Below are 14316 nucleotides of genomic sequence, written 5' to 3'. Positions count from 1 at the left end.
AAATTTAAAATAAGTAGTACAATGTTTAAAAACTTCTTAAAATCACTGTTTATTTCTAATAAATCGAGGTTTATTAATCCCTCTATCATACATTACTATGCTACCCGCCACGGCAACATTGACACTTAACTCTGAAGTAAATTTGATTAAGAAATGTGATTTTTCTATAGCAACCTTAGATAATCCATGATCTTCTGCGCCCAAAAGATAAACACAACGCTTAGGATGATTAAATGTCTCCAAAGACACTGCTTCATCCGTTAATTCTACTCCTACAAGCATTGCTCCCTTAGGAAGATGCTGATAAAAATCCTGAAACGTATCATAATGAAAATAAGGCATTGCTTTTACCGCATTATGAGTATCACAAGCTTGCTTAGCATATCGATTGCCGATAGTAAAAATATAACTAGCTCCCATATTTTGTGCTGTACGCCATAGTACACCAAGATTTTCTGGAGTTTTTCCGTTTTGAATCCCTATGCCAAAAAACTCATTTTCAAAATTATCAATCATACTACAAAAATATAAAGAGCAATCTCTTATCAATACTATCTATTAAAATTTTTAAGCAATTAACTTAGAATTAAAAGAAATCCATATATTAATTGGAGCACACCAATTTATAACCACTTAATGTACTGAAAGCTATATCTAAACGGCTGGTTATTTCTATGGATATTAAGATGTTTTCCTTTTAATCGAAAAACCTTTTACGAATTCTAATTCAATTCCAACGAATACTAAAAACCCTTTAATCAAACCCTTTTTAGTACATATTTTCGTACAAATAATCAACCTCAAAATATACTGTTATGAAAAATGTTATTATTTTTTTCATTTTGATCATAGGGTTTCAGTTTATGAAAGCACAAAGTTTTCAGAAAACAGAAAAGTATAGAGTAGTTACCGAAATTAAAAAGAATGGGACAGAACATCCAACTTGCATTGTTAATCTGGTTCGTTTGGGGGGAATTTCTGAAAACTTATCTACTTTGACGATTAATGACACAGAACTTTTTGAGGACATCTTTATTACCACCTTAGAGAATCCTGGTCTGGATGGGGTCTCTGAGGTGATTAAGATGGAAGTAGAATACTTAGCTTGTTGTGCTCAAGTAGAAACCTACTATTTTATGGTTACCAATGACAATGAACTTGTTTCGCTTCCGCAATTAACCAATATATATTGCGAAGATTCAAATACAGATTCTCAGTATACATTCCCTAATCAAGAATATGGAATAGAGGGTAATATATTAGAAACCGAAACACTTTATAAAGAAACATCAGAAATTAAATACGTAAACCTAAAACAAAGCTTTACCTGGAATGATAACAAGGTTAATTCTCCAAAGAATACAGCAATCACAAGCTACTAGTGTACAAAACAAAGAGAAATACAATATTTATTACTCTATCATTTTATTATACTGTACTGTGCTATTTTTTTTCACTATAGTGTTAAGCTTCAAGGTTTTCTATTAAGATACAAAACCAATGTATACGGCAGGCGCGTCCAATTATTTCCAATTGTTTTTCCCAAAAAAACTGCCTGCTTGTATACGGTTTTACAAAAATCATCTTTTTACCTAAGTATTTCATGGGTTTACAAAATCAAAAAATCAGTTTGATTATATTTGCTGTCAAACCTTAGTTTTATGAGCCCCCATCGTATTAGCTACTATCTATTATCATTACTTCTTTGGATTTTTTCGGTCCAACTTCTATCTGCACAAAATAATGGGCTTAGAGCCTATACGTTAGAAGATGGTCTTCCGCAATCTCAGGTACTAGACATCATCCAAGATGACATAGGATATTTGTGGTTAGGTACTAGAGGTGGTGGACTATGTAGGTTTAATGGAGAAGAGTTTAAAATCTGGAATGAAGATGATGGACTACTATCTAATTATATCCACGCATTACATTTTTCGAATGACAGCCTGTTTATAGGAACCAGAAGAGGGCTTTCTATAAAAACGAAAAAGCATTTTCATAATATTGAAGGTTTACAGATCAATAAAATATTTAGAATCCATAATCAGATCTTTCTTGCTACCAACGTAGGGATTCATAAATACAACAGCACTGTTGGTCTAAAAAAAGTGGTGTTAGATACTAAAATCAACATAAGCATCGTAAACGATATTGTATTTGATGGTAAATTGTTTTGGGTTGCAACCAATAAAGGGCTTTGGAAACTAAACAAAATTCATAAAGATGCGAGTATTATGGTAAGACATAGTGCGCATAATTTCACTTCAGCATTATATCATAATAAAAAAGTATTTACCTCTGCAATTAATCAAGGGATTTTAGTTCTCAACACAAATGCAAAAAGCTATGGTAACAAATGGATACAATCTCCTTTAAATGTAAAAAACATTTCTATTCACAATAATAATGAATTGTGGTTTGCTACTGAAAATGAAGGGATTTCTATACTAGATGCAAGCAACTATAAATTAAAAAAGAAAATTAATCGCAAAAATGGATTAGCCGTTTCTAATATTAGTAAAAGTATTTCTGATCGTCAATCCAACATTTGGATTGCTACTTCTGGAGGCGGTTTTTATAAATACTTTCATAACAATTTTACCCATTATAATCAGGACACTGGATTGAAAGGAAATAGGGTATATGCAGTACACACGGCCAATAATGAGATATGGGCATCTAATTCTGAAGCAGGGCTCATAAAAATTGACTCAACCGATATACATCAAATCGAGCAAGATGAAAGAATATCTGATATAAAAATCAAAACGATTACTAACGATGCTAAGGGAAATATTTGGGCTGGTACAGAAGGCAAAGGTATTTTATATAAAGAAATCAAACTAATCGATAGTATATTCAAAAATACTGATGATCCTAATAACATTACAACAGATACCCTTGTAAAGACGGTAACCAAAAATTACATAATAAATAAAAAAAGAGGTCTTTTATCAAATTGGATTAGGTCTATTCATATTTCTAATGACACTGTTTGGGCGGCTTCATACTCTTCAGGAATTACTCGATTTATCTATGATTATAGGAGAAATAAAGTAAAATCTATTAAAAAATTCAGAAAAAGAAATGGTATTAAAAACCTGGAAATAAAACACATGATTCCAGGCCCGAAAGGTAAAATATGGTACGCTACCGAAAATGGTGGTATTGGATATGTTAAGAAAAATAAGGTTACGCACCATTCTAATGTTTTACATCAAAAAGTAGCAATAAATACATTTCTTTTTAAAGATAAAAAAATATACATCGGAACCGCTGGGCAAGGAGTTTGGTGGGCTGATCTTGAAAAAGATGAGCTTTCATTTAAAAAATTAAAAGGGGAAAAAAACCTCTATTCAAAAAATATCTATCAAATGATATTCGACGACCAAAACAATTTATGGGTTGGAACAGAACGTGGAGTAGATAGAATAGAAATTAATTTACTCAATCAGATTACCGACATCTTTCATTACGGAAGAAATGATGGTTTTTTGGGAATAGAAACATGTCTAAATGCAATTTCAAAGGACTCTAATGGAAATCTATGGTTTGGTGCTATTTATGGATTGACTAAATACGAACCAGGAGAAATCAGTAAAACTACCATTAAGCCCGAAATCTATTTTGAAAATATCGAGGTAGCTTACCAAAGTCTGGACTCTATAAATCTAACTACTTGGGGGAAAAACAATAAGATACTACAGTTGACTCCTGAGCAGACAGAGTTATCGTTCAACTATAAAACAGTAGATCTTGATCATCCCAAAGATATTGAATATCGTTACAAGCTCAATGGTAAAGCCTGGAGTCCGTGGTCTTCTGAAGAAAAACAAAAACTTGCTGGATTAGCTTATGGCGCTCATTCTTTTTCTGCCCAATCTCGGAATTATCGATCAGAAGAAAGTGAACCAATTACTTTTAAAATTTTTATCGATAGTCCTATCTATAAAAAAGCATGGTTTCAACTAACATTACTAGGAATATTATTACTTGTTCTAACGATATTTACACTGTCATATATAAGAAAAGTAAAACTAAAAAATAACGAAGAACGAGAACGACTACAAATGCAAAATCATTTGTTATCTCTAGAGCAAAAAGCACTTAGACTTCAAATGAATCCGCATTTCATTTTTAATGTTCTAAACGGTATTAAAGCTATGGGAACAAGTAACCCATCAAAAATGAATAGTACCATCAATACTTTTGCAACATTACTTAGAGAAACACTATATAACTCCAGGAAAGATCACATTACACTTGATCAGGAAATGAAAACACTAAAGCATTATATAGAAGTAGAAAAATTGATGGCTACAAAGTCATTTGAATATACGATTTCTATAGACTCAGAGTTCGATCCTGAAGAAGTTCTCATTCCTCCAATGCTTATCCAACCTTTTGTTGAAAATGCCATAAGACACGGTATTTTAAAAGGAAATAGAGATGGAAAATTAAAAGTTTTGTTTGATACTAATGAAGAATTCTTACATTGTACTGTATTAGATAACGGACTAGGAATTTTTCAATCTCAAAAAGCAAAAGTCAAAACAGATCATCAATCTATGGCGCTTACGGTGACTAGAGAAAGACTAGAGTCTATATCAGGAAAAGATGCTTTACAAATAAAAGAAATTCTTGAAGAAGATACTTCTGTGGCAGGAACTCAGATATCATTCAGAATACCATTACAAACTGATTATTAACAACATTATGCTAACAGCTATTATTGTAGAAGATATGCCAGATGCGCTTCAACTTTTAAAAAGTGATCTGGAAACTAATCATCCCGAAATAAAAATTATTGACACGGCTCGTAGCGTAGTAGAAGCGGCAAAGTCATTAAGAACCAACGAACCTGATATTCTTTTTCTGGATATTATGCTTGGTGATGGTACTGGTTTTGATGTTTTGGAGATATTCCCTGAATTAAAATCTAAAATCATTTTTGTAACTGCTAGTGATGAATATGCTATCAGAGCTTTCAAGTTTGCGGCTATTGATTATGTATTAAAGCCATATTCTAATGAAGAGTTAGCACAAGCAATTACTAAGGCAAAAGAACAGATTCAACCCAATACAGAACGCTTAAATATATTAAAAGATACTTTATCCGCTCCAGAACAGAAGCCTGACAAAATCTCATTACACACCTTAGATAAAATTATCATTGTTAGCCTTGATGATATTGTTCGTTGTGAATCTGATAGCAATAACACTATTTTTTATCTAGAAGATGGACAAAAAATATTTGTTACTAAGACGCTAAAGTATTTTGCAGACATGCTCAAAAATTATCAATTTCTTCGAGTACATCAAAGCCATTTAGTAAACTTGCAATGCATTAGCGCTTTTATCAAAGCTGATGGAGGTTATCTTATGCTAAAAAATGGTGAAAACGTACCTGTTTCTGTTCGTAAAAAAGTAGAAGTAATGGAAATTTTAGATAGTATGCATCGATAATCTGGTTAATTTAATACGATCAAATAGTAAATAAAAACAAACAGAGCACTTACTTGAGTAAGTGCTCTGTTTGTTTTTATTTACTTCAATATAGTTTTATGCGAGAATCACTTTGATAACAACATATGCGATAGTACTATAAAAAACTATCAATGTGGCTCCTAATCGATACTTCTCTATCAATATCTTCATCAATTAGTTCTTGATTAACTGCAAAGTTCTTGCACCTTTATTTTCTAATTTCACGAAATATACTCCAGTTGCTAATGTGCTAGTATCTATTGCAGTACCATTGTAATCAGATACTTCTTGTATCATAGCTCCATTGATATCATAAATACTCAGTTTATTTATCTGTCCCTGTAACCCCTGAACTACAAAAGAATTTACTGCTGGATTAGGAAACAATGCAAGTTCTGAAAATTCTAAATCATCTACACTTAACAATGGGTCTTGAAGATTATGACTATTAGCTGTTGGATCTGTACCTGCATAACGCTCTGATGTACTACTCTCACTTGATAACTGGATCGTACCAATATTAGATACATTATTACCAAATCCAAACAAACCAACACTAATTGGATCATTGTTCTCTAAAATAGCAATCGTACCTGAAGTAGGATTATTTGCTACTTCAAATGACAAGATAGGAATCGGAACTCCTGCCATGTGAGGTGCCGTAACTGGAGAAGAAGATGGTTCACCCATAGTAAAAATCCATAAATCTAAACTACCATCTCCTAAGAAAAAAGGACTCGCTGCCAATATAGGACCCGTTATATCAACAATAGGATCATTCAAAAAAGGATCCAAAATCTCTGTGTAATTAGTAAGCGTATTACCAGTACTAATCGCAACAGTTAGCTGAATAGAACCAAAATTTGGTGTAGCATCTGTAAAATCTGGGGTCATCACCCAGGTATATTCGTGAGGATTACCTGTACTATTAAAATCTCTGACTAATCCAAAGGTATAACTCTGGGCAGAAACCATCATCGTTGTTAATAATAATAGGGCAATACTTAATATCAATTTTTTCATATTTCTTAAATTTAGGGGGATAGTTTTTATTGTTCTTTGGTTAAGCTCTTTGCCTTTGCTAATAAGGCCTTATCTCTTGCCATTTGTTTGCTACTAACTACTTCTGGCAATTGTTCTGTAATTGTAAATCCATACAGGCCAAAAATATTAGATGGATTATTTAAGATATTATCATTAATCAAACGCACATCGTTATTAGTACCTATGATCTGAGCATCTCCACTTAGGTTCATATCAACTTGCGTATAACCCGCAACACTAAATCCATAAAGGCCAAAAATATTCAAAGGATCGTTTAGTATAACATCGGTAATTTCACGATTATCATTAGGGCTTCCGATAAGGTTTATCTTACTATCATCATTAGCATCTCCTGCCCACATCGCAGATACACCTGTTGGGGTTCCAATAGTTGTTTGAGCATTCGTTCCATAGGTAGTAACACTACCATCAGTAAAATCAAGTGCAGTTGTTGTAGAAGACAAGCTAATCGCTGTCGATGTCATCATACCTAAATGGTTTCTGTGTTTGATCGCTACAAAATAATTTCCTGCAGGTTGGTCAAACTCTAGATCAGAAACACCATCTACTCCTACAATATCTCCATCACGTTGTAATAATCCTGATTGACTATCTACAATTGTCGTATTTGTGGTTGCATCTCTTAGTTCTACAAATACCCAATCTACAATTGCATTAGCACCTGTAGTTGTTAATATAGAGTTGTCTACCACTAATCCATCAATATATGGTGAAGTATTTGGTATATAACTAGCGACACGCAAATCATCACGCATTAAGCTTTCTTCTCCTGAATTAGGGTTTAAGGCTGGTCCTTGTAAAAAAACGACTGGATTTACTTTAATTGCTAACATCAAAGATCCTTGATGAAATCCTTGAGACACTATCGCTGTACCATTTGTTATTGTAGTTATAACAGGCTCTCCAATAGTAAAATCCAGTGTAACTGTTGCATTACTAAGAGTAGTCCCTGCAGACCCAATTACTTGTCTTTCTATAGATTGTGAAGTTGCATTAACTACAACCAACAAAATCATCAATAACATCAGAGTAAAAGTTCTACTCATACAAATCTTAAAATTAGGGGTTTACTTAAATTTTTGCTAAAATACTCAATTATTTTATAAAACTCTCGAAATAAGGAACCTAATTGAGATTAGAAATTATATCGTAACCTCTAAAATATACTATTAAACTTCTATGTTTTCAGATACAAATAGGTTATTCTTACATCAAATTTTACATCCTTAATTCATGATATTAAGCTTTTTCAGGATGCTATATTTATATCGTTCACTTAGGGATATTTTTTCTTCGTCCATCAGTACAATGAGATTATCATTAGGATAGACATCTTTGATTTTATGGAGGTTAACGATACTATTCCTATGTGTTTGGATAAAATAAGAAGGAAGCTTTTCTATTATTCTTTTTAATGCCATTTTTATCAAATAACTCTTTTGGCAATACATGATTTTACAGTAACGGTCTTCTACTTCTATCGCAGAAATCTGACGTATTTCTATCTTACTTATTCTATCTGCATTTTTTATAAATACATATTCATCACCTAACACAGTAGGAGCTTCTTCTCCCGAAAAAGCGTGAAGTTGATCAAAAAATTTCTCAATTGCCAACTCTAATGTAAACAGTAATTCTAACTTATTAAATGGTTTTAATAAATAACTAAATGGATTGGTAAGTTTTGCTTTTTCAAAAACGGTGCGATCTTTAGAACTCGTAAGAAAGAGAAAAGGAATATCTAAGCTTGATATCCTTTCGGCTAATTGAATTCCTCCCATTATTTTGCCTAAAAAAATGTCCAAAATACAGAAATCTACTTGCTCTGTATTCAGAATTTGCTGTGCTTCTTGCACTGTGGAGCAAATTGCCGTGACCTGATAATCATTTGATACCAAAGTATCTTTAATACTAAGAGCTTGCTTTGGATCATCCTCCAAAACCAATATATTTATCTTTTCCATGCTTTATTTTTCCAGCTTTTTTTATGCCTCTTTAACTGGCAAAGTAACTGTGATATTAGTTCCATTACCTTCTTTGCTAGAAATTATTAAATCTCCACCGTTATTCTGTAATAATGACTTACATAATCTTAACCCAAAACCACTTACAGCAGTTTGACTATCCATCTTGGTATTAGCTCCTGATGTGATCATTTTTAATTTTTCTTTAGTAATACCAATACCGTTATCTATTATTTCAAGATGACATACTTTGCCTTCTTTAATAGATGTCTGAAATATAATTGAGCCATTCGTATGCGAATATTTTATGGCATTATCCAATAAGTTACGCAACACTACTTTTATAGATTCAATATCAGCATATACTACTATACTAGATGGAGTATTATTATTGATTTGTATATTCTTTGAAACAAGAATGCTTTCATAATCATAAATAATCTGTGCTATTATGGGTTTTAGGAGAAAAGATTCCATATTGGTGAACAACTGGCCAGATTCTAACAAAGACCAATTAAGTACTTTATCTAATAATAGATGTACTCCATCAGCCACCTGTATATTTTCATCTATCCTATCTGATAGTTGTATTTTATCGTCGTTTTCTATAGCCTCTTTGAGTAAGACATTGTTACTTCTAATACTATTCACTGGTGTTCTTAAATCATGAGAGACAATAGAGAATAGCTTGTTTTTCATCTCATTAAGATTAGACAGCTCATCTTTTTGCGAAGTGATTATTTTATTTTTCTGAATTCTATGTCGTAAGAAAAATGCTATAATCCCTATAATCATTAATAGGGAAACTATTCCGATAAAAAGAAGGTTTTGTCTTGCATTCTGAACATCGATCTGCTTCTCTTGTAACTCAATTTCCTTTTCTTTTTGCGCTACGGTCAGCTTTTTTTCCAATTGTGCTGACTCCCATATTTTATCACGATTCCATATAGAATCTTTCCATTTTTCGTATTCTTTACGATACCTTATACTCTCTTTAAAGTTTTTTTTATTTTCTTCCACAACCGCCATATTGAGAGCAGCACTTTCTTTTATTTTAAAATCAGAGGTAGTTTTAGACAATGTATAAGCTTCTTCAAATAAAGGTATCGCTTTACTATCCAAATATTGTTCATAGTACACATTAGCAATGTCCATCGTTGCATATATTATACTCAATGTGTCTTTGTCTTTTATAGCAAGATCTCGCTCTTTAAAAAGATATTTTGTAGCTTCCGAATGATCACTAAGATGAAGATAACACAGCCCCATATTGTGATAGATTTCTTTAGTGTTTATATCTTCATCTTTTTCAAACTGTACAGATTCCCACTCTTTATAATAAACTAATGCCTCTTTATATTCTTTTTGATATAAATGAATATTAGCAATACTTAAATTTTTTAAGTGGTTAAATAAAAACGTATCTGAAACTTTATCAAAACTCTCCCTAGCTTGAGTCCACAATTTTTTCTTTACTGCGCAACTACCCTGTAAATAATAGGCATAATCCATAAGATGTTTATCTTCATTAGACAACAAGTATTTACTAACATATATGTATGTTGAATCGATTTCATCTTCTAAAAAGAAAGAAACTGATGCATGAAAAAGCTTCACATGACCAGATGCCTTGCAAGTATTCTGAATACTTATTTCAAAACTGGGGTTATCTAGACCTTTGTCCTGAGCATGAACAATGAATATAGGCACAAAAGATATCAAGAATATCCATGTAATAATTTTTATCTCTGGCATGAAGCAAAATTGTTATTCTAAAATATCACGAATAATACGTGGTAAGGATTTTCAACAGGTAATATCTCAATGTTACCATATATTATTATAAATGGTTGTACTTAACTATCAGAAATCCTATTGTATGTTTTCTATTTTATGATTTACGTTTTCTTTTCTTTGATATCTCGAACAGTTGTTACCGTTCCTCTGGTAGTCTCTGGGTCATCATAGGTGTAATTTACCCAAATAGCCTCTGCTTCATTTTCTAAATCCATATCAGTAGTATACCGAAAATGCATCACGTATAAATCAAACATAACCGATCGTTGTGCTATTAAAGCATTGAGATCAACCCCATCAAATTCTAACGTAATTTGACGAGTAGCTGATGTAAAAGCTTTTTTTAGTTTTTTCGGTTTGCAAGAAGAAATATAAGCACCATTATTATTTTTCCAGGTTTTAAGACCAAGATTTGTTATCCCTTGAGGGAGATATACAGCAACATCTATTTGGTATACTGCATACTTAAAGTTTCCTTCACTATTATTAACAGGAAAGCGTGAAGCCGCAACCATAGGCTTGACTGGAGCATCCTCTAGTAAAAATAGTTGTTGAGACACTTTCTCAATAGATACACAGCTAAAATCGATTATCATATTTCTAAGGGTATTACAGGTTATGTTAAGTTTAGAGTTAAATATACAAACTTAAAGTGAAAAATTCCCTTTGATTTTGTGAACTACTTTTTTTGTTACCCAGTATTACTTTACGCCTATGCACTTTTTATGTACGTTAATGTCATTTTCTTCTAATTCTCTTCTTTTATCATAGAAATTAGCACTGTCTTTACTACCCGAATGCGCATTCACTATAGAGATAGGCAGTATCCGAAAAGCCTTTATTAAAAGAGTAGGAATTATAAATTAAAAATTATGTCAAATACGATAAAAATTACTCAATGCGATAATCAACTTGTTCTTTTTGCTATCCCACAAGGAGAAGGTAATAGTTATCAATTATGTAATATTAAAAGTGGAAATTTCAATTCAGTAGATGTGAATTTGCAAATAGAAGCAGGATCATACAGTGGAGGTTTTGATGCCAATGGAGTAGGCGGTCCACTTAATGAGTCAGGAACTGTTCAATTACCAGCTGGAGAATACACACTAGTATATGCAGGTCTAAATTGGGGTGGTCCTTATAACTTCGATTTTACATTTAATGGTAAACCATACATATTAGCTAATGACCCTAAAAAACCTTTATACGGTGTAATTTGGAGCAAAGGTGATAATGGTATATCATTTACTGTGTAGTCATCTACTTATATACTATATAAGAATCATACTCCTTAATTACCCTTTATCCCAATTAAAAAAGGTGGAATCCGAAAAACCAAATTTAAACAGAGTAGGATATAAAAACTTATAACGATGTCAAATTCAAACAAGCATATTTTTCAGTTAACGATGGTAAGTCAAAATGACCCTCAATGTAATGATGGAACGGATTTATTTGGAGAGGTAACTTCATTCACTGGAGGAACTCTTGGCGCAAGTGGACTTAAGGCTCAAAACCAAGTACACTTACCTATACCTCCTGACCCTAGCAATCCTAAACCTGCACCATCTCCAACTTGGTTTTTAGAATTGGATGGAAGCATTGACAAAGCATCTTTCTCGGTAGTAATTTCTGGACCTAAAGGATATACTTCTACAAAAATTACTATTGATGGTAGTAATATGGAAAGTTGGGTAACTCAAAACGAAAAAGAAAAAACTAATCAAATTTATAAGGAATCTAGTTGTGGAATATTTGGTTTTGCTCAAAAAAACGTTACTGCATCAGGAACCTATTGGATTTACACAATTACAGCTGGAGTTTCTTATCCTGTAGTGCATCCACCAAATGCTTAACATAAATAAAAGTCAATAAATTATTTCAAGAAAAGAGATTTACATAAAAAAGTCAGTTACGAAAGTAATTGGCTTTTGTTTATAACAAAATAAGATCCAAAATTATAGTGAAACGTGTCGATCAGGACACTGATCAAATACCAAAAAACATTTAAAAAACTACCCTTATCTATTTTATAAGATAAGTAATTCAATGGCATAAATTATTATACAGTTTCTAGATATCTACTTTTTTTGCATATATTTAAAGTATAAACCCCATTCAAAGTATTTTTTTGAACAGGGGTTTTTATTTTCTCATTTAAGCTTCTGATTTAAAAATCATAAAAGTAGAGTTAAGACCAAATGTCAGAAGAAACAACATCGATTGGAAAAAAAATAGAAGATTCATTACAAAATTTCTTATTATTTTTTTTTAAATATATAAAGTCAATCTATTTTATTTTTCGGAACCCTCACAAACTATATACTCAATATGAGAAGGAAGTACAAAACAATTTTAAAACTTTTGTCTACCCGTTAACATTTCTCACCTTTTCTTACTTTCTTATTGCTATAGTGATTAATTTTTATTTTCAAGTTACAAATGGTTCTAACAGACTATATATAGATGTCATTTTTATTACTACAGAATTAATTCAAGAAGTATATAATGAAGTTAATGAAGCGCCTTCTATTTTAGAAATTTTTTTAACAACCTTGCCAGGTATAACTTCCATCTATTTATTAGTATATCTGTTTTCCTTAAATTTTAAAAAAGAGTTGAGAAAACCTATAATAGATTTACTTTTTTATAGTATTGGCTTACAGTGTTTTATTTTTTTTATGTGTGTAGTGATAGTTTTTTTCATGGATAAGGAATTGTTCTTTTTTCATAAAATAAGGAATTCTTTCATTTCAAGTATTTTTTATTTTGGTTTGATTATTTATTCACTATTCCATCCGTTTATTGTGATTAATAGCCTAAGTAAACCAAACACTCTCAATACAGTCTCAAAACGTTTATATATCAAGTTTTTAGGCCTTGTTTTAGTTGTGATAGTTCCTTTATTCTATTTTTGGTCTGGAGCGTTAGTTCCCTTAATTAAATCTTCATTTAAAGAAAAAAAAGAATTAGTAGAAGAAGATATTTCAATAGATTTAGGGGAACATTATATTATAAAAAGTGATTCAATCAATAGCATGATTTTCACTCTAATGATTGAAAATAATACTGATGAGGTTATTTTTATTGACTCTTCGGAATATGAGATAAATTTAAGTCAAGCAAATGATATTGATCTGGATGATGATTCTGATGAAATCATAGAGCTTCAATGTGATAGTATTACATATAAAATTAAGGATAGAGTCATTTTTGATAGCTTAGATCGAGAAGTTTCTGTATTTGTTTTACCCGCTAAATCTATTACGTATTGGAAATTGAAAGGGCAATTTCCAAATTTGAAAGTGGATTGGGATGAAGATTTTGATGTTTCGGAAAATTATTGTTGTCATTTAGAATTTGGGTATTACGATAATACTTTTGAAATTTACTTTAGTGATTATTCCAAACAAAATTAACCAACCAGTACTTCTATCGTTTATGATAACAGTAAAAGGTAAAACTCTACTCTAAGTTTTTTACAAAATATAAATACACTTACACTCTTTTTCTTCTTAAAACTAATACAGAACATACGTTAGAATTCTATACTATAATCTCTTCATACTTGACCAAATATCATCAAATTTAATAGCATGAAATAGCTATAAAACACGTCCAATTTCTCAAAAATCAATACAATCTCATCAAATATCGAGATATTCTACTCTTTCTGAATTCATTTAAAAACTAAGTTTTAGCAAATCAAAACATTCAATTAAACAAATAAAAAAATCGGCTCAAAATAAAAATAATCAATTGATTATCAGTAAAATAAATAATTGCTAGAATTCTTTTTTAATCACACTTAGTTAAAAACAATAGTTTTTGCGAACACAAAAAAAATATACTTTTTTAAATATTTAGCGAACGTTCGCTTTTTTTATCAAAAACTTTTTTATAATATTGTCCTGTAATTAACAATGAAAAACAATAATTCATATGATGCTTTAGTAAATCTGGAGTATTAAAAGATGAGGTTTTGATTTTCTAGATCAAATTG

12 protein-coding genes are annotated in these 14316 nt (G+C 31.2%); 6 read left to right on the top strand and 6 right to left on the bottom strand.

From position 1 onward, the window contains the following. Positions 1–42: 42 nt before the first annotated feature. Entirely contained in the window at positions 43–516 is a 474-nt protein-coding gene (locus QBK95_RS18595) for an RNA methyltransferase (protein WP_280936071.1), read from the bottom strand. 299 nt (positions 517–815) lie between these two features. Between QBK95_RS18595 and QBK95_RS18590 the strand changes: the two genes are divergently transcribed. From QBK95_RS18590 to QBK95_RS18580, 3 genes are all read left to right on the top strand, one after another. Next, positions 816–1382 (top strand): hypothetical protein, encoded by a 567-nt coding sequence (locus tag QBK95_RS18590; RefSeq protein ID WP_280936070.1) that lies wholly within the window; start codon positions 816–818, stop codon positions 1380–1382. Between the two features lie 279 nt (positions 1383–1661). Then, positions 1662–4709: a sensor histidine kinase gene (locus tag QBK95_RS18585; protein ID WP_280936069.1), complete on the top strand. Its 3048-nt coding sequence runs from the start codon at positions 1662–1664 to the stop codon at positions 4707–4709. 7 nt (positions 4710–4716) lie between these two features. Further along, a complete protein-coding gene (locus QBK95_RS18580; RefSeq protein ID WP_280936068.1) occupies positions 4717–5466 on the top strand; it encodes a LytR/AlgR family response regulator transcription factor in 750 nt (249 codons plus the stop codon). Between the two features lie 195 nt (positions 5467–5661). Here the strand turns inward: QBK95_RS18580 and QBK95_RS18575 are convergent, their stop codons facing one another. The 5 genes from QBK95_RS18575 to QBK95_RS18555 all read right to left on the bottom strand — a co-directional run bounded on the left by QBK95_RS18575 (position 5662) and on the right by QBK95_RS18555 (position 10909). Further along, positions 5662–6510: a T9SS type A sorting domain-containing protein gene (locus tag QBK95_RS18575; RefSeq protein WP_280936067.1), complete on the bottom strand. Its 849-nt coding sequence runs from the start codon at positions 6508–6510 to the stop codon at positions 5662–5664. Positions 6511–6536: 26 nt separating this feature from the next. Next, the gene (locus QBK95_RS18570) at positions 6537–7598 is read right to left on the bottom strand and encodes a hemagglutinin protein (protein ID WP_280936066.1); all 1062 of its coding nucleotides are present in this window, start codon (positions 7596–7598) and stop codon (positions 6537–6539) included. Positions 7599–7778: 180 nt separating this feature from the next. Then, positions 7779–8516 (bottom strand): LytR/AlgR family response regulator transcription factor, encoded by a 738-nt coding sequence (locus QBK95_RS18565; RefSeq protein ID WP_280936065.1) that lies wholly within the window; start codon positions 8514–8516, stop codon positions 7779–7781. A 21-nt stretch (positions 8517–8537) separates the two neighbouring features. Then, positions 8538–10271 carry a tetratricopeptide repeat-containing sensor histidine kinase gene (locus tag QBK95_RS18560; RefSeq protein ID WP_280936064.1) on the bottom strand — a complete coding sequence of 578 codons (1734 nt, stop codon included), beginning with the start codon at positions 10269–10271 and terminating at the stop codon, positions 8538–8540. Between the two features lie 143 nt (positions 10272–10414). Continuing rightward, positions 10415–10909: a hypothetical protein gene (locus tag QBK95_RS18555; protein ID WP_280936063.1), complete on the bottom strand. Its 495-nt coding sequence runs from the start codon at positions 10907–10909 to the stop codon at positions 10415–10417. Between the two features lie 276 nt (positions 10910–11185). Between QBK95_RS18555 and QBK95_RS18550 the strand changes: the two genes are divergently transcribed. The 3 genes from QBK95_RS18550 (at position 11186) to QBK95_RS18540 (ending at position 13732) form a co-directional block, all read left to right on the top strand. Next, positions 11186–11569, top strand: a complete 384-nt coding sequence (locus QBK95_RS18550; RefSeq protein WP_280936062.1) for a hypothetical protein — start codon at positions 11186–11188, stop codon at positions 11567–11569. A gap of 117 nt (positions 11570–11686) precedes the next feature. Next, positions 11687–12169: a hypothetical protein gene (locus tag QBK95_RS18545; protein WP_280936061.1), complete on the top strand. Its 483-nt coding sequence runs from the start codon at positions 11687–11689 to the stop codon at positions 12167–12169. Positions 12170–12514: 345 nt separating this feature from the next. Further along, positions 12515–13732: a hypothetical protein gene (locus tag QBK95_RS18540; protein ID WP_280936060.1), complete on the top strand. Its 1218-nt coding sequence runs from the start codon at positions 12515–12517 to the stop codon at positions 13730–13732. The last annotated feature ends 584 nt before the right edge of the window (positions 13733–14316 follow it).

The sequence above is a fragment of the Aquimarina mycalae genome (genome assembly GCF_029906345.1).
GTDB lineage: Bacteria > Bacteroidota > Bacteroidia > Flavobacteriales > Flavobacteriaceae > Aquimarina.
This window is presented reverse-complemented; position numbering and strand designations above follow the sequence as displayed.

Bases quoted from the DNA above. Each gene is read 5' to 3' on its own strand.
- QBK95_RS18540 (WP_280936060.1), top strand. From the start codon at position 12,515: ATGTCAGAAGAAACAACATCGATTGGAAAAAAAATAGAAGATTCATTA.
- QBK95_RS18570 (WP_280936066.1), bottom strand. From the start codon at position 7,598: ATGAGTAGAACTTTTACTCTGATGTTATTGATGATTTTGTTGGTTGTA.
- QBK95_RS18545 (WP_280936061.1), top strand. From the start codon at position 11,687: ATGTCAAATTCAAACAAGCATATTTTTCAGTTAACGATGGTAAGTCAA.
- QBK95_RS18555 (WP_280936063.1), bottom strand. From the start codon at position 10,909: ATGATAATCGATTTTAGCTGTGTATCTATTGAGAAAGTGTCTCAACAA.
- QBK95_RS18585 (WP_280936069.1), top strand. From the start codon at position 1,662: ATGAGCCCCCATCGTATTAGCTACTATCTATTATCATTACTTCTTTGG.
- QBK95_RS18595 (WP_280936071.1), bottom strand. From the start codon at position 516: ATGATTGATAATTTTGAAAATGAGTTTTTTGGCATAGGGATTCAAAAC.
- QBK95_RS18560 (WP_280936064.1), bottom strand. From the start codon at position 10,271: ATGCCAGAGATAAAAATTATTACATGGATATTCTTGATATCTTTTGTG.
- QBK95_RS18575 (WP_280936067.1), bottom strand. From the start codon at position 6,510: ATGAAAAAATTGATATTAAGTATTGCCCTATTATTATTAACAACGATG.
- QBK95_RS18590 (WP_280936070.1), top strand. From the start codon at position 816: ATGAAAAATGTTATTATTTTTTTCATTTTGATCATAGGGTTTCAGTTT.
- QBK95_RS18550 (WP_280936062.1), top strand. From the start codon at position 11,186: ATGTCAAATACGATAAAAATTACTCAATGCGATAATCAACTTGTTCTT.
- QBK95_RS18565 (WP_280936065.1), bottom strand. From the start codon at position 8,516: ATGGAAAAGATAAATATATTGGTTTTGGAGGATGATCCAAAGCAAGCT.
- QBK95_RS18580 (WP_280936068.1), top strand. From the start codon at position 4,717: ATGCTAACAGCTATTATTGTAGAAGATATGCCAGATGCGCTTCAACTT.